Raw genomic sequence first — 18525 nt, forward strand, 5'->3', positions numbered from 1 at the left:
TCTGGCACGGCCCGGTACGGTCGATCGCATGATCTCGGACCCCGGAACGATTCCAGGCACACCGATGCTCTGAGTCAATCCTCCCCGACCTGCGCACCGGCGGCGCGTGCCAGCGCCCGCGCTTCGGGGCTGACGCCCCGTTTGCGAGGGGACATGCGTGAGTCCGTCGCTTCCCGTTGGGCGACCCGCAGGAGGTTCTGCGGCCCGGGAGTCGCCACGACACCCACATACCGGGGGTTGCCGGCGAACCATGCCGTGGTGAGCCGGCCGGACTTGACCGCGCGCACCCAGAAGTGTCGCCCGGTCCCGATCATGCCGCCGCACCCGAGGCTCACGGTCTTTTCCGGTCGATCCGGGTTCGGGACGACGAACTGCGTGCTGCCGTTCTTCTTCGACCTGACCTCGGCGATGCCCACCTGCCACGGGTATACGCGCAGCACCCGGCGGGTTCCCGTCAGAGCAGCGACCGCGATCAGCGCGAGCAGGGCGTACCAGATGCCGACGAGCAGCACGGGCAACCACAGCACCAGCAGCCAGGCGGGCGTCATGACAACAGCGAACAGCCAGGCGAAGAAGCTCAGGATCCAGCCCAGCAGTGCCGCACACCGGAACAACGCAGTACGGCGCCACGCGTGGTGGGTGGCTGGGTCTTCCCAGGCCGTCTTGTGGTGCATTGGGGGCATCACCTCTGTCATCACAAGTCCCTGATCAGCCGAACACCTCTCGTGCGGCGGCGACTTCCCGGGCCTCCGGCATGTGCTCGCGCAGCTGCGGCGGAAGAGGGTTGTCGAAGCTCACCATGCGGGCGATGCCGTGGAACATGTCACGGTAGTGCTCATGGTTGGAGCAGGCCGTCGTACTCAGCGCGAGCACGGCAACTCGGCGCCCTTCGGGGTGCGGGAGGTAGCCGGTCATCTGGAAGACCTTCTCGCCCTCGCGCTCGGTCAGGCTCTCCACCACGGCCGCCGGACCGCACGGCAGGTCGATCAGTTCGGCCTCACGCGACCCAGAGGAGGCCAGCGCGGCCTTTGCGGCCGCGAGCTTCGGCGGGGTCCAGGGCATCTCCTCCCACTTGATCAGGAACACAGAGCGCAGAACGTCGCCCGACTCGTCGTCGTGCACACCCATCGAGAGGTGGACGGCGCCGGTCCGTGCCGGCAGACCTCCCATGGCTCGAGCTTCGTCCAGGCTGGAGCGGAACGATCCGTACTGCTCCTCAGGTACCAGTGCGGCGAGCAGCTCCAGTCCGTCCGCTGCTCCGGACGTGTCCGGAACCGGTGCCAGCGGCACCTCGACGAACCCGGGCGGGGACGTGTATGCCCACGTCGTCCATGACACGCAGCGGGAGGCGACCAGTCACATGGACCGGCTGCTCAAGCGCCGTCTGCCGGCCGCCTGAGACGCGGCTGCCGTCAATTGGTGTCGTCAAAGGCCCCAGACCATGATCGGTCCGGGGCCTTTTGGCTGGTGCCCCCGGCAGGATTCGAACCTGCGACACCCGCTTTAGGAGAGCGGTGCTCTATCCCCTGAGCTACGGAGGCGGGGCCTTGCGTAAAGGGTGGATGGATACTCTGCGTGATGCCCCATCCGGTTGCGGCAAGGAAGCGGACCGTCGCGAACGGCGGTCCCAGACAGGGTAGCGGATGGGTCTGGGGTGTGGTTCACGCCGCGGCTCAGTTCATGATCGCGAGAGTTCTCGGCGGTCGTTGCTGAGGTCTGTTGTCTCGCTGCTGAGTCCGGCGTCTCGCGTCTGAGGTGTGGTGCCTCGCGTCGCGACGTGAGTGAGACCGCACGCGAGTGAGACCGCACGCGAGTGAGACCGCACGCGAGTGAGACCGCACGCGAGTGAGGCCGCACGCGAGTGAGGCCGCTCTCGTCCGGAGCGTGTTCTTCAGGGGTGCTGCCGAGCCCCGATCCGGTACGCGCGTGTCTGCTGTGCGGGCTCTCGGTCCCTGCCCAGGTGGTGGTGCTGGTATCCGGACGGAACAGAAACGGACTGCCATTCCGCGACGATCTGTTCCGTTCGAGAGGATCATGCACATCAAGGGGGAAACATGCGTAGTAAGCCGACCGGCCTGACCGCACTGATCGGCATTGTCGCCATGGCCGTTGCCTTCGGGACCGGAGTGATGGTGCACAACTCCGAGGCCGACGGGGCTGGGATGGGTGTGCACATTCTGGCCACCAATGAGGGGCCGGGTTTCAGCCACCGATGAGGGGCCTGGGCTACTGACTGATGCCGTGCGCCTGAGTGCTGGAGCAAAAGGAGCCAGGGGGGCAGCACACAGGCGCACGGCCGGGCGAGCCCAGGATGACGCGGGGAATGTTCATGGCAGCGAACAGTTCCTCGGCGCCGCGCAAGTGCTCACGGGCGGCTTCCTGCATTCCCAGCGACGTCTCGGCTTTTGCCATGCCGTGCAGTCCGTGCGCGATACCCATGCGGTATCCGATACCCAGTGCCCTCTGATGGGCACTTCGGTGCAGGCCGAGCGCCTTCTCGTGGTCCCCTCCGCGTTGGTGGACCAGCCCTGCGATGTTCTCGACCTCGCACTGCCACGTCACCGTGCCCAGAGGGCCGACTAGGGCCAGTGCCTGATCGACGTACGTCATCACCTCGTCGCCCTGTCCGTTCCGCTGGTGCAGTACGGCGCGCAGGGCCAGGGACATGGCCCGGTTCCTGGGCATCACGGAGTCTTCGCCGAGTGCCAGCGCCCGGTCGAGGTGCCTCTGGGCCGATGCGTCGTCGCCTCCGTCCAGGTGCGCTATGACCAGGTCGTTGAGGGCGGCTACTTCGTGCTCCCGCTCTCCGACTTCCTGGCAGAGCATGACGGCCCGTTCGGCGGCAGCGATCGCTTCCGTGGTCCGGCCCTGCCACAGGTGCAGGGTGCTGAGATTGCAGAGCGCGATGGATTCCCGCCTGAGGGTTCCGAACTCGCGGTGGAGCGCGATTCCCCGCAACAGGAGGTCGTATCCCTCGGAAAGGCTGCCCAGCACGATGTGTGCCCAGCCGAGCAGGTCCAGGAAGGCTGCCTCGCTGACGGGGTCCCCGTGCGAGCGGGCCACCCGCAGCCCTTCTTCCGCGGACTCCGTCGCCAACCGGAACTCTCCGAGTATCTGGTGAGCCGAGGCCAGGTTTGCCAGGCTCAGACACAGGGCCTGGGTGTCCGCCGCCCGGCGGGCCGCGGTCACCGCGACCTCCGCCAGCTCGCGGAAGTCCTGGATGGCTCCCTGCGCATGCAGGTGGAGCACCGTGTTTCTGGCCAAGTAACTGGCTAAACGGTGAAAGTCGTGTCTCTGCCCCAGTCGGACGGTGGCCTGAAGGCCCCTGCTCTCCCGGTCGTACCACCGGCGGGCGGCCTGTGCGTCACCGAACGCCGGCAGCCCCGGCGCGTTGCCGGTCGGAGCGGACGCACACCGGCGCAGACCGGGAAAGAGGATCCGGCACGCCTCGTTGGTGGCACCCAGGTAGTAGTTCAGCAGCCGGCCGACCGCGGTGTCCTTCTCGTGCCGCACGGAATCGTCCCAGAGGCTGCGGGCAAAGCTGCGGATGAGGTCGTGGAAGGAGTACCGCCCTGCCTCGTGCTGCTGCAGTAGTTGCGAGTCGAGCAGGTCTTCCAGCATCTGCTCCGCGTCTTTGGGCGTCATGTCCGTGAGAGCCGCGGCCGCATGAGGGTCGAAGTTCGGCCCGGGGTGTACTCCGAGGAGCATGAACGCCCGGCGGTGGTCCTCGCCCAGGGCCTCGTAGGAGAGCTGAATGGTCGTGGCGACGCTGCGTTCGGTGGAGCGGAGCTCCGTGAGCAGGGCACCCTCCTCGCGGAGCCGGTCGACGAAGTACTGCAGCGTCCAACGGGGGCGATTGTGGAGCCTGGCGGTGGCGATGCGCAGTGCGAGCGGCAGATGCCCGCAGAGGTTGGCCAGTGACTTCGCGGCTTCAGGGTCGGCGGCCACGCGTTCCTCGCCGAGCGTGTGGGTGAGCAGCGCCGCGCTGTCCTGCGGCGCCAGTGTGCCCAGTGATATCCAGTGCGCCCCGTCGAGGTCGAGCAGTCGGCGACGGCTGGCGACAAGGACCAGGCACTCGGACGTGACGGGCAGGAGCGGGCGGATCTGAGCGGCCTCGGCCGCGTTGTCGAGGATGAGGAGCAGTCTCCGCGAGGCCGAGGCGGCCTGCCACATCGCGAGACGGCTCTCGGTGTCATCGGGGACGGCGCTGTCGGGTGTCCCCAGGGCGCGCAGCAGTATGCGCGTCGCCTCCTCGGGTGCGAGGGGGCGCTCGCCCGGGGTGAAGCCGCGCAGATCGATGTAGAGCTGCCCGTCCGGATACGAGGCGGCCAAGCGGTGAGCCGCACGCACGATGAGGGTGGTCTTGCCGGCGCCGCCCATCCCGTCGACGGCGACGATCCGCACCCCTTCGCCCGCCTGCCCCCGATCGAGCAGATACTTGAGTTCCAGGTGACGGCCGGTGAAGTCCGGTAGTTCGTACGGCAGGGTGCACGGGGCGTTCTCGGCGGCTCGCGCCCCATCGGACGGTCGGGAGGAAGAGGCCGAGGGCGCTTGTGCGGGCGTGTCCAGTTCGGGGCTGGCCCGCAGGATCTTCTCGAACAGGCCGGCCAGTTCGGGACAGGGGCTGATCCCGAGCTCCTCCGCCAGCAGATCGCGCACGGCGGCGTACTCGTGGAGCGCCTCGGCCTGCCGACCGGCACGGTACAGAGCGATCATCAGCTGGGCGCGCAGCCCCTCGCGCAGCGGGTGGGCGTCGGCGAACTCGCGTATTTCGCTGACGATGTCGCTGTCCTCGCCCAGTTGGAGCCTGAGTGCGAAGAGCTCCTCCGCCGCGGCCAGTCGCCGTTCCTCCAGGACGGTGGACGCCGCGTCGAGGACCGGGCCGCCCGTTCCGTTCAGCACCGGGCCCCGCCACAGCGCGAGGGCTTTCCGCAGCTCCCCGGCCGCCGTACCGAGCTCGCCGTCGGAGCGGTCGGATGTGGCGATCTGGACATGGCGGGAGAAGAGGTGCAGGTCGACCTGGAGCGGTTCCACGGACACGCGGTACCCCGCGTCCTCGGTCACGATCAGCGCCGGACCATCGGGTATGCGCCGCCGAAGGTCGGCAATGGCCTTGCGGACCTGCTGTTTGGCGGTATCGGGTGCGGTTTCTCCCCAAGCTGTCTCAATGAGGCGCTCGGTGGACACCGTCCGCCCGGACTCCAGGAGCAGAGACGTCAAAATGCGCTCCTGAAGCGGCCCGCCGAGCTTGATCCGCTGCCCGTCGGCCAGGCATTCCAGGGATCCGAGAACGTTGAAGCGCAGTCCGCGAATTTCTGTATATGTCAATGTGCACCCCCCATGTGCTGTCTGGAAAATACCAGTTCAAGGCGACTACCGCAGCGAGCGGTACCGGACCGGTAGGTGAGCGGTATCACCGCCAGGCAGGCTCCTTTCAGCCACCGAAAGTGGCGCTCCTCCGTGCATCCCGAGGCATCCACCGGTGCCGGAGGCGGAGGACCCGGAATGCGCTCGGACCGAAACCCCTGCGCAACTCACGGCGCCGGCACATCCTGCGACGCCACTCCACACAAAGGAGTCATCGTCATGACACTTGCGACCACTGTCGCCAGCTGTCTCGTATGCGACACCGAATTCGAGGTGCGCGAGGACTGGGAGAAGGGCGAGATAACCGAGTGCGGGGCCTGCGGCCAGGAACACGAGGTCGTCGAGAAGTCCGCAGCGGGCGTACGCCTGGACCTTGCCCCTGAGGTGGAAGAGGACTGGGGCGAGTGACAACCTCCGACCAGGTCCTGCTCTCGGTCACGATGCTGCGTCCGGAGGAGAAGCTGCTCCTCGGCGCACTGCGTGACGAGGGCCTGACGGCGCGACCGCTGCTCATGGAGGATCTGGCCGAGATCGTGGCGGGCCACACCGGCCCGCCCGCTCTCGCCCTGATCAGGAACCTTTCCCACCGGGATGCGATCAGCGTCTCGCGACGCCTGGAACACGCCGGAGTTCCCACCCTCAACCGCGCGGCGACGATTGAGACGTGCAACGACAAGGGTCTGCAGTCGTTGCTCTTCGCGCAGCACGGAATTCCGCACCCCGACACCCGACACGCCTTCAGCCTCGACCAGGTCCGCAAGACCGTCGCCGACATGGGCATGCCCGCCGTGGTCAAGCCCGTCAGCGGTTCCTGGGGACGGGGCGTCAGCAAGATGACCCACCTCGACTGTGTGGAGGCGTGGGCCGCGGGCCGCGAGTCCACCGATGCCGCCGGGAAGCAGTTCCCCGTCGTCGTGCAGGAGTACGTCGACAAGCCCGGCCACGATCTGCGGGTGGTGGTCGTCGGGCGGACCCCGGTGGTGGCCATCCAGCGGGTGTCGGACGACTGGCGCACCAACACCCACCTGGGCGCCGAAGTCCAGCGCATCGAGGTCACCGCGGAGATGGAGAAGCTCTGCGGTCAGGTCGTCGACGCCCTCGGCCCCGGCTTCTACGGGGTGGACCTGGTCGAGGACCGGACCGCGGGCGAGCTGCTCGTGCTCGAAGTGAACGCCAATCCCGAATTCGCCCGTTCCTCCGCGCAACACGGAGTGAACGTGGCTGGCCACCTCGCCGCCTACGTCGCGGAGACCCTCACGGCCTCAGCCGTGTGACACGGAGAAGATCCATGGAACTGTTCGACACCGCAACGGTGCTCGCCCGCGTCCTCACCACCGGCGTGGTCATGAGCATCGAGAAGAGTGACCGGGAACTGCCCGGCCTCGAACGACTGCTGACCAAGCAGAGCGGACGCGCCCGGGCCGTGCTCGTCAACAGCCGCACCGCCGCGATCCACGCGGCGCTCGCCGGCCAGGGCATCGGACACGGCGACACCGCCGCCGTGTCCGAGCCGGACGCGGCAACCGGCCGCTTCCTCAGCTGGCTCGGCGTCAGTGTCGAGGACCGGGGGCCGGCCGCGTACGACTACGTGGCGCTGGATTCCGCGAACGCCGACCGACTGGGCGAGCTGACCCGGGCCGCCACCGCCCCCGCCCTCGTCGTGGACCTCACCGGACTCGGCTTCGGACCGGCCGCCGCCGTCCTCACCGACGACGACAGCGTCTGGGCCCGGGCCGAGCGACTGAAGATCTTCGGTGCCTACGACCTGCGCACGATGTGGACGCAGGAAGAGGCCGACGCCTCCTTGGTGCCCGGGGTCCAGTTCAACTACCGGCTCAGCCCCCTCGTGGCCGCTTGCGTGCGGATGGCCCTGACCCAGGCGGCACGTCCTGCCACTCTCACCGGAGCACGCTCATGATCACTGATTTCCCGGCAGTACCACTGCCCCTGCCCGATCCTGCCGAACGCGACCTCGAACTCGCCGCCCTCGGCGGCGGGGCCATGATCCCCAAGGCGTCGCGTCGCACCCTCTTCCCGATCATCACCAAGGAAGACGTCTTCAACCTGATGGTCGCCCAGCGGCAGGCGCCCGAGAAGGTCGTCGCCGACTTCGCCGAGGCGTACCGCTCCTACGTCGGCGCGGCGTACGCACTGCCCACGGCCAGCGGCACCTCCAGCCTGCACATGGCCCTCGTGGGCGCCGGTGTGCAGCCCGGCGACGAGGTCATCGTGCCGGCGTTCACCTTCATCGCGACCGCGCAGGCCGTCGTCGCCGCGCACGCGATCCCCGTGTTCGTCGACATCGACCCCGTCACCTACTGCATGGACCCCAACGCCGCGGCCGCCGCGATCACCGACCGCACCCGCGCCCTCATGCCGGTGCACGTGCACGGCCTGCCCGCCGACGTGTCGGCCCTGCGCGCCCTCGCCGACCGGCACGGCATCGCCCTCGTCGAGGACGCCTCGCACGCCCACTCCGCGAAGATCGGCGAGCAGGTGGCCGGCTCCCTCGGGGATGCCGCCGGCCAGAGCCTGATGGCCGACAAGAACTTCCCGCTCGGCGGCGAGGGCGGCATCGCGTTCTTCGCCACCGAGGAGAGCTACGACCGGGCCCGGGCCTACCTGGAGCACCACGGCATCGACTACGGCATGTCGTGGGTCGCGGCGGCCTTCGGCGCCAGCCAGCTCCAGCGGCTGCCGTACTACGACGAGATCCGGGCCCGCAACGCCGCGCTGCTGGGTGAAGCCCTGCGCGAGACCGGCCTGTTCACCCCGCCGCACGTACCCAGCGGGCACGTCCACGCGTACAACATGTACCGCACCACCCTGCACCCCGAGGCCGTGGGCCTGGGCGACATACCGGTGTTCGCGGTCAAGGAGGCCGTGCACGAGCTCCTGGTCGCCGAGGGCGTCCCGGCCCGCGAGTGGCAGAACACCCCGATCGCGTGTCACCTGCCCTTCCAGCACCGGGACGGCTTCGGTAACGGCTACCCCTTCACCCTCAACCCCGGTGCCGTGCGCGACTACCGGCCCGAGGACTTCCCGGTCACCCTCGGCATGCTCGACAGCACCCTCGTCCTCTGCCGCGAGCTGCGCTCCCCGGTGGAGTACGAGCGGATCCTGCGCTACGCCGACGCCTTCCGGAAGGTCGCTCGTCGTCCGGACGCCATTCGCAAGCTCGTCGAGAGCAGCGACTACCGTCGCCCCTACGACAAGGCGGCCCGCCTTGGCTGAGGCAGCGCACGAGAAGCTCCGCGTCGCCGTCCTCGGCGCCAGCGGCTACACCGGCGGCGAGGTGATCAGGCTCCTCCTGGAGCACCCGCAGGTGGAACTCGCGTTCCTCTCGGCGGAGCGCGCCGCGGGCACCACCGTCGGCAGCAGCCACCCCTGGCTGCGCAACCACCCCAAGGCGGCCGGTCTCACCTTCCGGCCGCTGGCCGAGTTCGCGGACACCGACACCGTCGATGTCGCCTTCGGCTGCCTGCCCACCGGCACACTGCCCGAGCAGCTGCCGCTGGTCGCCGACCGGGCCAAGCGCGTGCTGAACCTGGGCGGTGACTTCCGGCTCCGCGACGAGAAGGAGGTCAGCAGGTACTACCCGGGGACGGCGTCCCACCCGCCACTGGAGGACTTCGCCTACTACGTACCGGAGTTGAGTGCCGGCATCCCCGAGAGCCGGTTCGTCAGCCTGCCGGGGTGCATGGCCGTCACCACGGTCTACGCCCTGTACCCGCTGTTCGCCGGCGCCGATCCGCTGGTCGCCGACCGGGTGGTGGTCGACGCCAAGACCGGGTCCACCGGCGGCGGCCGCGGGAGCGGTGAGCCGCCGGCCGAGCGCAGCGGCAACTTCCGGGTGCACAAGCTGCACGGCCACCGGCACGCGCCGGAGGTCCAGCAGGCCCTCGCCGACTTCACGGGCGCGGCTGTCGATCTGAGGTTCTCCACGCACAGCCTGGACGTGGCGCGCGGCATCATGGTGACCGCGTACTCCGAGCTGCGGCCCGGAGTCTCCGCCCTGGACGTCAAGCGCGCCTACGCCAAGGCGTACGTCGGCAAGCCGTTCGTGCGGGTCCGCCCGGCGCCCAAGGCTCCGCAGGACTTCCCCATGCTCAAGGCCGTCACCGGCTCGAACGTCGCCGAGGTGGCGGTCGCCGTCCGCGACGGTCAGTGCGTCACGGTGGCCGCCCTCGACAACCTGATCAAGGGCGCGGCAGGCCAGGCCATCCAGGCCATGAACCTCATCCACGGCTTCGACGAGGCGGCCGGGCTGCCGATCACGGCGGTGTCGCCATGACCCGACCGCTGTATGTCATCAAGGTCGGCAGTGCCACGCTCGACCGCGAGGCCATCCACAAGGAGATCGCCGACGTCGCCGCCCGCGGTGCCCGAGTGCTCGTGGTGGCGGGCGGGGCCACCGGCATCGAACGCCACTACGCGGCCATCGACCGCCCGGTCCCCACGCTCCGGCTGACCAACGGCGACGTGGTGCGCTACTGCCCTCCTGAGGAGATGGACCACCTCGTCGACGCCTACGAGCGGGTCACCCTGCCCGCCGTGGCACGCGGCCTGCGGGCGCTGGGCCTGAGGGCGTTCACGGCCGTCGCCGCGCGCGGCGACCTGGTCGCCGGCCGGGGCAACCGCCCGCTGAAGGCGCTGTCCGCCGAGGGCCGCCCCGTCGTGGTCCGGGACCACCGGGCGGGCGTACCCGCCGACGTCGACACCGAGGCGCTGAACGCCCTGCTCGACGCGTACGACGTGGTCTGCCTGTCCCCACCCGTCGCGGACCGGGACGGTGGCGCTCCACTGAACGTGGACGCCGACGTACTGGCCGCGGTGCTCGCGGTCGCCCTGGACGCCGACCACCTCCGGCTGGTCACCGGCACCGCGGGACTGCTGACCGACCCGGACGCCCCGGACTCGACGCTGCGTGATGCCCATCCGGGCGACGGGGCGCGGTACGCCGGCGGGCGGATGCGTCAGAAGGTGCGCGCAGCCGAGATCGCTCTGACGGGCAGCAGCGCCGACGTGGCCATCACCGGCCCGCACACCATGAGCGAGATGTCGGGGTGGACCCGGTTCTGGCGCACCCGGGGGCCCGCCGACGACCTCGACCTGCTCACTCGCGCGGTCTGTGTGCCCTCGGTCTCCGGCGACGAGGCGGAACTCGCCTCCTGTCTCGCCGAGTGGTGCCGCGAGCGGGGCATCGAGGCCCACATCGACCCGGCGGGCAATCTCGTCGCGTCCCGGGGCACCGGATCCCGGCGACTGCTGCTCCTGGGCCACCTCGACACGGTTCCCCACCGCTGGCCCGCCGAATGGCGTGACGGTGAGCTGTGGGGGCGCGGCAGCGTCGACGCCAAGGGCAGCCTCGCCGCCTTCCTCGAGGTGCTTGCGGACGCCGCCGTGCCCGAGGACGGCCAACTGGTCGTGGTCGGCGCGGTCGAGGAGGAGATCTCCTCCTCGAAGGGGGCGTTCCACGTCCGCGACCACCACGCGGCCGATGCGGTCGTCATCGGTGAACCCAGCGGCTCGGGGAAGCTGACCCTCGGCTACTTCGGGCTCTTCAAACTGGCGGTGACCGCCTCGGTGCCCACCGGCCACTCGGCCGGCATGGATGCGGTGTCGGCCCCGGACCGTCTGATCCGCGCCCTCGGAGAGATCCGCGCATCGGTCCTCGAGCAGGCGCCCGAGGCGCTCAGCGCGGTCATCGACATCCGCTGCGAGCGTGGCCGGGAGCGCGACCGGGCACACGGAACCCTCAACTTCCGGGTGCCGCCGGGAGCCGATCTCGAGGCGCTGCGCACCGCCGCGCTCCAACACGTCGGCGACGACGTCGAGATCGAGGCGCTGCGCGCCACTCCGGGCCACCAGGGCGGCCGGTCGGGCCCCCTGGCCAAGGCCTTCACCCGGGCCTTCGCCGAGGCCGGGGTCAGGCCCCGGTTCGTGGTGAAGAAGGGGACGTCGGACATGAACACCCTGGCGACCACCTGGCACGACGTGCCGATGGTGGCGTACGGGCCGGGCGACTCCGCCCTCGACCACACCGACGAGGAGCGCATCGGCGGCGAGGAGTACCGCGCCGCCCGCGCGCTGCTCGCCGACGCGGTGAACCGCTGGTTCGCCCTTCCGGAAGGGAGCCACCGATGACTGCCGTGCTCGACAGTCCCACCGGCGCCGAGGCACTCGCGTCCACCCTGGCCGAACGGGCCCTGGAGGCCCGGCGGCTGGTCGTCGACATGGCGGCGTCCGAGCGCGGCTGCCATCTGGGCGGCAGCCTGTCGGTGCTCGACATCCTGATCGCCGCCCTGCACCGGGCCTCCGCCGCGGACGGCACGGAGGTCGTGCTGAGCAAGGGGCACGCCGCCGCCGGTCTGTACGCCGCGCTGCACGTCACCGGCATGCTGCCGGAGAACCCCGCGCCGCTGTACGGCCGGGCGGGCCAGCCCTACACCGGCCATCCGGGGCCCAAGGTGCCCGGTGTCCGGTTCCCCACCGGGAGCCTCGGGCACGGCGTCCCGTACGCGGCGGGCTGGGCCCTGGCCCGCCGGATCGGCGGACAGAGCGGCCTGGGCATCGCCGTCGCAGGCGACGGCGAGCTCCAGGAAGGGTTGGTCTGGGAGACCTGCCAGGTGGCAGCGGCGCGGGAACTGGGCAACTTCGTGCTCGTCGTGGACCGCAACGGCGGGCAGAACGACGGGCTCGTCGCGGACATCTCGCCGCTGCCGCACCTCACCGAGCGGTTCGCCGCCTTCGGGTTCGAGGTCGCGGAGGTCGACGGGCACGATCCGGCCGCCCTGACCGAGCTGTTCGCCACGGACCGGTCGGCCGCCCGCCGCCCTCTCGCCGTCGTCGCCCACACCGTCAAGGGCAAGGGTGTGCCGGCGGTGGAGGGCAAGGCCGGCTCTCACTACGTGACCATCGACGCCCTGCGCGCCGCGAAGTGGAAGCGAGCGATCCGATGACTCTCTCCGGCCGTGACGCCTACCGGGACGAGCTGACCACCCTCGCCGCGGAGGACACCGCCCTCGTCTGCCTGGAGGCGGACCTCGGGGGCAAGAAGCATCCTTTCCAGACCGCGCACCCGGACCGGTTCTTCAACGTGGGTATCGCCGAGGGCGCGATGATCGACATGGCGGCGGGCCTGGCCGCCGGCGGGTACAAGCCGTTCGTCAGCACCTTCGCCCCCTTCGCGGCGCTGCGGGCCGCGGAGAGCCTGAAGCTCACGCTGGGCTATCTGGGCGCCGGGGTCACCGTCGTGGCACCGTACGCGGGCGTGTCCGGTGCCTGGTTCGGCACTACCCACCACTGCCTGGAGGACCTCGCGGTGCTCCGCAGCGTCCCCGGCGTGACCATCGCGGCGCCGTACGGCGAGGCCGAGATGCGTGCGGTGGTCCGGTCCGCGGTACGCAACGGCAGGCCGCACTACATCCGCACGGGCCGGAACGCCGCGTACGAGTCGCTGAATCCACCCGGCGCCGAACTTCCCCTGGTCACCTGGGAGTTCCGGGCGGATCCCGATGACGTCTGCTTGGTGTCGGTGGGCGAGGAGGGCACTCGCCTGGCGTTGGCCGCGCGCTCCGCCACCGGGGTCTCCCACGCGCATCTGGTCTATGTGGACCACGAGCACCTGGCCGAGGCGGCCGCGGAACTGGCAGGCCGGCACACCCGGTTCGTCGTCGTCGAGGAACACCGCAGCCAGGGCGGAGTGGCCGAAGCGCTTGCACTGCTGCTGCCCCGGTGCGAGGTGGCAGGTGTGAACGCGGGCCACGACTGGCCCGCCGAGGGCGGCGACCACCACGAGGTCATGGCCCGCCTCGGCTTCGATCTGCCCGCCGTGCTGTCCGCGGTGGCCCGGATGCGCACGGACGCCTCGGGTCCGGTACCCGTGGGCGGCTGCGTCCGCTGACCCTCGCCGTCTCTCTGCATTCGCCCCGAAACCCCCCGAAATTCGCCCCGAAACCCCCCGAAGACAAGGAACTTCCCATGCATATCCTCATGATCGAGTGCAACCCGAACGGCATCGCGGGCATCGCCAACGCCCTGGAGCTCGGGCACGACGTGACCTTCGTGTCCGTCGACCCCGACTTCTACCTGGGTGCCTCGCCGCTGGCCGAGGCCGCGTTCGCGCACCCCCGGTGCAATGTGATCAAGAGCGGGACGGTGTTCTCCATCGACGAGCTGGAGCGGCTCGCCAAGGAGGTGCACGCGGCGAAGCCGGTGCACGGCGTCATGACGTACAGCGAGTACCACACGGTGCACGCGGCGTCGGTGGCCCGCTCCCTCGGCCTGCCGGGCATGAGCGTCGAGGGGGCCCTCAACGCCCGCCACAAGCACCGCACCCGGCTCGCCCTGCGGGACTCCGACGTGCGTCAGCCGCGGTTCGTGCACGTCGCCGAGCCCACGTCCGGCGACGCCATGGAGGCCGCGGTCCGTGAGATCGGCTTCCCGTGCGTGGTGAAGCCCTCCGACGGCACCGCGAGCCTGCACGTGCTGCTGCTCCGCGACGAGGAGGAGCTCGCCGCGTACCTTGCGGAGCTGGCGTCGGTCGGCGACTACGGGCGCGGAGTCACCCGTATCCCGGACATCGTGGTCGAGGAGTTCGTCGAGGGCGCGCTGGTCTCCGTCGAGGCCTGTGTGCTCCAGGGCGGCGAGATCGTCAACCTCGGCATAACGGACCGCAATCTGAGCGGCTTCCCGTACTTCATCGAGATGGGCCTCACCTACTTCCGCGGCCACCCGCTCCAGGACGAGCTGTTCGCGATGAACGAGGAGGTCCTCAAGGGCATCGGCATCGACTTCGGCTTCATCCACGCCGAGTACATCCTCGCCGCGGACGGCCCGGTGCTGTGCGAGGTCAACGGCCGGCTCACGGGCGGCATCGTGCCGCAGCTGATGGAGCTCTCCAGCGGCGTCAACGCCTACCTGGAGGTGATCCGCCAGGCCCTCGGCGAGCGTCCCGAGCTGCCGATCCCCGGCGACGTCATCGCCAGCGGCCACTGGTTCGGCTCCCCGGTCGAGGGCGAGCTGGTCTCCATCGGCTTCGACCGGATCAAGGACGCTCCGGGCTTCAACGAGGCCCTCGCGTACGCCAAGCCGGGTCGTACCGTGTCCCGCCTGTCGAAGAGCAACTTCGACTGGCTCGGCCACCTCATCTTCACCGGTCGGGACCGGGACGAGGCGGCCGGACGCGTCCAGGCCGCCCTGGACGACATCGAGTTCACCATTTCCGTGCAGGTGGCCCGGTGATGCGTGTCGCCATTCCGGAGCTGGACCCGACGGCGGTCTTCGACGTCGCGGTCGAGGACGGGCACTTCTCCCGTATCCGGCCCGTCGCCGAGCGGACAGCCGAGGACCCGGCGACGCCCGAGCTGTGGCCGGGCTTCGTCGAGACCCACGCCCATGTGAGCCTTCCCGCCAACTTCGACGACTCGCCGGACGATCCCCGTATCGTCGCGCTGCAGTACCTGTACAGCGGAGTCACGCACGTCGTCGACATGTTCGGATTCCCGCTGGTCAAGGAGGTTTGGGAGGAGGGCCGCGCGGAATCGGCGCTGCCTTGCCCGGAGCTGGTGCACTGCGGTTACGCGGTCACCGCCATGACGAACGCCGCCGGCCTCACCGGCCACGGCGTCGAGTTCCCGGCCCCGGTGCACATGATCGCCACCGAGACCGACCTCGAACACGCGATACGTTCCAACGTCGAACGTGGCGGCACCTTCCTCAAGGTGATGTTCACGGACGGCACCGAACAGCCGGGCAGCCCGGTGAAGTTCTCCCGGCTGTCCCGGCGGGTGCTCGAGTTCACCGCCCGGATCGCCGCGGAGCGCGGCATCACCGCCGTCATCGACTGCAACACCCTCCAGGAGACCCGCTGGGCCTACGAGTGCGGCTTCCGCCTCTTCGCCCACACCGTGCGGGACCGGACGCTCGACGCGGCCGACTGGAAGGAGTTCGAGGGTGCCCGGTTCATCTCCACCCTGGCCGGTCTGCGCACCATGATCATGACGGGCGAGGAGTTCGGGGCGGAGTACGGGCGCGAGGGCTTCGCCGAGACCCAGGACATCCGCAACCTGGAGTTCGCCCAGGCCATCGAGAAGCCCTACGGCATCGAGTTCGGCTGCCAGGAGACCCGCACGGCAGCGCTGGCCGACATGCGCCGCAACGCCCTGGCCATCCTGCGCGAGGGCAAGTTGCTGATCGGTACCGACTCGGGCAACACAGGCGCGTTCCACGGCTACTCCTTCCTGAGCGAACTCGACCTGCTGCGCGGCGACGACGCCTCGCTCGAGGGGCCGTTGCGGCACCAGGCGACGATCGGGGGCCGCCGCTACTTCGACGAGCTGAGCGGCGACCCGAGCGGGACCCATCCGCTGGACGTCGGCGCGGCCGCCACCTACAACCTGCATGCCCCGGGCCGGCCGCTGTCCGCCCTGCCGCTGAGCACGGTCGTCAGGGGTGTGCCGATCGACCGGCCGGCCGTCGTGCGTGCCATCGCCGAGCTGCGTGCCGCCGGAACGGACCGGAAGGAGGAGTTTTGATCAAGGAACGCAAACGCGCACTCATCGGCGTGACCGGGGGCATCCTCCTGGCGAACGCGGGGAGTTACATCTGGTTCCCCGTGCTCGTCGCCACCCTCGGCGGGACCGACAGCGGCTTCTGGGCGGGCGTGGTCATGTGTATGACGTACGTCGGCCGGCTGCTCGCCACCTTCTGCTACGAAGGGATCGCGGCACGCGCCGGTGTCCGTGGGGGCGTGTTCCTCGGTACCGCGCTGGAAGCCGTGGCGCTCGGGCTCATGGGGTTCACCGACGGAGTGCTCGCGTACAGCGTGCTGGCGTTCTTCATCGGCTTCGGATCGGGTACCTCCTTCCCGGGGTTGAAGAACGTCCTGGTCTCCTTTCCCGAGGACGAACGCCCCAAGGCGTTCTCCGCGTTCCAGATGGCGGGGCAGGTCGGCCTCTTCGGTGGTGCGCTGCTGGGCGCCGTACTGGCCGAGGTGGAGCTGCGGACCCTGTTCTCGGTGGTGTTCGCGTTCTTCATCGGCTTCTGCCTGATCGCCTCGGCGCTGATTCCCCGGGGCGGCTTCGAAGGTGCGGCGGCCGCCGGCAGCCGCGCCCCGCTGTTCAGCCTGACGGCGTTCAAGGGCATCGAAGTGCGCGGTGCCACCCGGTACTTCCTGCTGTCCGCCGCGTTCTGGTTCCTGTCCCTGGGCTTCGTGGTCGGCATCCCGCTGCACATGGAGGCGTACGTCCCGGGGTGGGCGCCGTCGTCGCCGTTCTGGATCACGGGTCTCAGCATCCTGGTGCTCCAGTACCCGCTGTTCAAGCTGTTCAACAAGCGATTCAGCCCGGGGGCGGTCATGGCCGTCGGCCTGGCCGGGATGACCCTCGCGTTCGTCGCCTTCGGGGCCGGCCGCACCGGCCCCTGGGTGGTGGTCGGCTGTCTGACGGTGGTGCTCGGAGAGATTCTCTTCGTGCCGTCGTTCGACCTCTGGATCGCCCGCAGGGTTCCCGAGCACCGACTGGCCAAGGCCATGGGCGCGATGCACTTCTTCCGCAGCGCGGGGAACATGGTCGGCTCCCTCGCCGCGGGGATCCTGTTCGACCTGTCGCGCTCGCTCGATGTGGCGGGTGGCAACTGGTACGTCGCGGCCCTGCTGGCGGCGGGCTGTGCGCTCATCTGCCTGAGCGGCCGGAAGTCCGGCGCGGCCGACGAAACCCGGCAGACCGAGGACACAGAAGGCACGGAGAACGAAGAAAAGGTGAGGGAGAATGTCTGAAATCTGCGTCATCGGGGGCACCCGGTACTTCGGCAAGGTGCTGGTCCAAAAGCTGTTGGACGACGGGCACCGGGTCACCATCGTCAATCGCGGGCAGACCCCCGACCCCTTCGGCGACGCGGTGCGGCGGCTGCGCGCCGACATCAACGTCCCCGGAGAGTTGACCGCCGCGGTGGCGGGGGAGCGGTTCGACGCGGTGGTCCACCAGATGTGCTACACGCCGAACGCCGCCCTGGAGGTGTGCGAGGCCTTCGGCGACCGGGTCGGGAAGATCGTCATGACCAGCACCATCGAGGTGTACAACAAGGACACCTTCCGCTGGCGCTTCCCGGCCCCGCCGTTCGGTTCCCGCGCCCGCGAGGAGGAGCTCGACCCGGCGGCCTACGACTTCGACACCGACCTGCCCTGGTACGCCCCCGGGTACCTGGACGCCCACTACGGCGAGGGAAAGCGCCAGGCCGAGGCGGCGCTGACCCGCTCGGCGAAGGTGCCGGTGCTGCTGGCCCGGGTCGCCCATGTCCTGGCCGCGGAGGGCGACTTCACCGGTCGGCTGCTGTTCCACCTCGACCACGTCCGGGACGGGCGGCCCGTCGTCGCCCACACGGCGCCCGGCCGGACCTCACTGGTACGGGCCGACGAGGCCGCCGGCTTCCTCGCCTGGGCGGCTCTCTCCGATGCCACCGGAGCGGTCAACGTCGCGTCTCCGGACACCGCCGACGTCTATGACGTCTGCGCCGCGGTGGAGAGCGCGACGGGACTCACGGCCCACGTGGTCGAGAAGGAAGAGCCCTCCGGCGACCCCGACCTGTCCCCGTTCTCCTGCCCGTCCGACTTCGGCATGGCGAGCGACCGGGCGGCAGCCCTCGGCTACCACTTCACCCCGATCGCCCAGTGGCTCCCCGCGGTCGCCCGCAACGCCATGGCCGACCGGGCCGACTCCCCCCACTCCAAGGAGCAGTGATGTTCGACCTCATCGTCATCGTCCGGGTCCCCGAGACCGACGACATCGCGCCGGTGGCCGATGCCCTGGCCCGCATGCGACCCCTGTGTCTCACCGAGGACGGCTGCGTCAGCTGGGAGGCGTACCAGTCGGAGGGCGATCCGGGCCGCTTCGTCCTCGTCGAGCGCTGGGCGAGCCGCACCCACTGGGAGGCCCACGACTCCGGCGACGCCATCCAGAAGATCTACCTCCAGGAGATCATGCCGCGCATCGAACGCGAGGTGCACCCGAGCAGCCCGGTAGGCGGCGCGCAGTAGCAGATGACCGGGCGACGGGGTGTGGGCCGTCTTCACCAACGGCCCCACCCGCCGTCGCGGGACCCGCCGATCCGGCAAGAACACCGGCAAGAACACCGGCAAGAACACCGGCAAGAACACTG

17 protein-coding genes and 1 tRNA gene are annotated in these 18525 nt (G+C 69.9%); 14 read left to right on the forward strand and 4 right to left on the reverse strand.

Annotated features, from left to right (window positions below):
• Nucleotides 1–74: 74 nt before the first annotated feature.
• From ACGFML_RS22125 to ACGFML_RS22135, 3 genes are all read right to left on the reverse strand, one after another.
• Nucleotides 75–674, reverse strand: coding sequence for a hypothetical protein (locus ACGFML_RS22125; RefSeq protein WP_393546129.1), 600 nt, complete (start codon nt 672–674; stop codon nt 75–77).
• A gap of 34 nt (nt 675–708) precedes the next feature.
• On the reverse strand, nt 709–1338 hold the full coding sequence (locus ACGFML_RS22130) for a hypothetical protein (RefSeq protein WP_393546438.1): 630 nt from the start codon (nt 1336–1338) through the stop codon (nt 709–711).
• Between the two features lie 127 nt (nt 1339–1465).
• A tRNA-Arg gene (locus ACGFML_RS22135) sits at nt 1466–1541 on the reverse strand.
• Between the two features lie 513 nt (nt 1542–2054).
• Here ACGFML_RS22135 and ACGFML_RS22140 point away from each other — a divergent pair.
• Nucleotides 2055–2216 (forward strand): hypothetical protein, encoded by a 162-nt coding sequence (locus ACGFML_RS22140; protein WP_393546131.1) that lies wholly within the window; start codon nt 2055–2057, stop codon nt 2214–2216.
• 10 nt (nt 2217–2226) lie between these two features.
• On the opposite strand, the gene ACGFML_RS22145 is transcribed toward ACGFML_RS22140, so the two are convergent.
• The gene (locus ACGFML_RS22145; RefSeq protein ID WP_393546133.1) at nt 2227–5328 is read right to left on the reverse strand and encodes a BTAD domain-containing putative transcriptional regulator; all 3102 of its coding nucleotides are present in this window, start codon (nt 5326–5328) and stop codon (nt 2227–2229) included.
• A 258-nt stretch (nt 5329–5586) separates the two neighbouring features.
• On the opposite strand from ACGFML_RS22145, the gene ACGFML_RS22150 reads away from it, so the two are divergent.
• The 13 genes from ACGFML_RS22150 to ACGFML_RS22210 all read left to right on the forward strand — a co-directional run bounded on the left by ACGFML_RS22150 (nt 5587) and on the right by ACGFML_RS22210 (nt 18403).
• Nucleotides 5587–5775 carry a lysine biosynthesis protein LysW gene (locus ACGFML_RS22150; protein WP_393546134.1) on the forward strand — a complete coding sequence of 63 codons (189 nt, stop codon included), beginning with the start codon at nt 5587–5589 and terminating at the stop codon, nt 5773–5775.
• Nucleotides 5772–6641 (forward strand): RimK family alpha-L-glutamate ligase, encoded by an 870-nt coding sequence (locus ACGFML_RS22155; protein ID WP_393546136.1) that lies wholly within the window; start codon nt 5772–5774, stop codon nt 6639–6641. The genes ACGFML_RS22150 and ACGFML_RS22155 overlap by 4 nt, the downstream gene beginning before the upstream one ends.
• 14 nt (nt 6642–6655) lie before the next feature.
• Entirely contained in the window at nt 6656–7285 is a 630-nt protein-coding gene (locus ACGFML_RS22160; RefSeq protein ID WP_393546138.1) for a degT/DnrJ/EryC1/StrS aminotransferase, read from the forward strand.
• Complete coding sequence (locus tag ACGFML_RS22165) at nt 7282–8601, forward strand: DegT/DnrJ/EryC1/StrS family aminotransferase (RefSeq protein ID WP_393546140.1); 1320 nt, start codon at nt 7282–7284, stop codon at nt 8599–8601. The genes ACGFML_RS22160 and ACGFML_RS22165 overlap by 4 nt, the downstream gene beginning before the upstream one ends.
• Nucleotides 8594–9661: an N-acetyl-gamma-glutamyl-phosphate reductase gene (gene argC / locus ACGFML_RS22170; RefSeq protein WP_393546142.1), complete on the forward strand. Its 1068-nt coding sequence runs from the start codon at nt 8594–8596 to the stop codon at nt 9659–9661. The genes ACGFML_RS22165 and argC overlap by 8 nt, the downstream gene beginning before the upstream one ends.
• The gene (locus ACGFML_RS22175; RefSeq protein WP_393546143.1) at nt 9658–11514 is read left to right on the forward strand and encodes a M20/M25/M40 family metallo-hydrolase; all 1857 of its coding nucleotides are present in this window, start codon (nt 9658–9660) and stop codon (nt 11512–11514) included. The genes argC and ACGFML_RS22175 overlap by 4 nt, the downstream gene beginning before the upstream one ends.
• A complete protein-coding gene (locus tag ACGFML_RS22180) occupies nt 11511–12329 on the forward strand; it encodes a 1-deoxy-D-xylulose-5-phosphate synthase N-terminal domain-containing protein (protein WP_393546145.1) in 819 nt (272 codons plus the stop codon). The genes ACGFML_RS22175 and ACGFML_RS22180 overlap by 4 nt, the downstream gene beginning before the upstream one ends.
• Complete coding sequence (locus tag ACGFML_RS22185) at nt 12326–13273, forward strand: transketolase family protein (protein WP_393546147.1); 948 nt, start codon at nt 12326–12328, stop codon at nt 13271–13273. Before ACGFML_RS22180 ends, ACGFML_RS22185 begins: the two co-directional genes overlap by 4 nt.
• 77 nt (nt 13274–13350) lie before the next feature.
• Nucleotides 13351–14613: an ATP-grasp domain-containing protein gene (locus ACGFML_RS22190; protein WP_393546149.1), complete on the forward strand. Its 1263-nt coding sequence runs from the start codon at nt 13351–13353 to the stop codon at nt 14611–14613.
• Nucleotides 14613–15905: a hydrolase gene (locus tag ACGFML_RS22195; RefSeq protein WP_393546151.1), complete on the forward strand. Its 1293-nt coding sequence runs from the start codon at nt 14613–14615 to the stop codon at nt 15903–15905. Before ACGFML_RS22190 ends, ACGFML_RS22195 begins: the two co-directional genes overlap by 1 nt.
• Nucleotides 15902–17146, forward strand: a complete 1245-nt coding sequence (locus tag ACGFML_RS22200; RefSeq protein ID WP_393546152.1) for an MFS transporter — start codon at nt 15902–15904, stop codon at nt 17144–17146. Before ACGFML_RS22195 ends, ACGFML_RS22200 begins: the two co-directional genes overlap by 4 nt.
• Nucleotides 17139–18107 (forward strand): NAD-dependent epimerase/dehydratase family protein, encoded by a 969-nt coding sequence (locus tag ACGFML_RS22205; protein WP_393546154.1) that lies wholly within the window; start codon nt 17139–17141, stop codon nt 18105–18107. The genes ACGFML_RS22200 and ACGFML_RS22205 overlap by 8 nt, the downstream gene beginning before the upstream one ends.
• Entirely contained in the window at nt 18107–18403 is a 297-nt protein-coding gene (locus tag ACGFML_RS22210) for a putative quinol monooxygenase (protein WP_393546156.1), read from the forward strand. Before ACGFML_RS22205 ends, ACGFML_RS22210 begins: the two co-directional genes overlap by 1 nt.
• Nucleotides 18404–18525: the final 122 nt, after the last annotated feature.

It is taken from the genome of Streptomyces sp. NPDC048650, assembly GCF_043199095.1.
Lineage (GTDB): Bacteria > Actinomycetota > Actinomycetes > Streptomycetales > Streptomycetaceae > Streptomyces.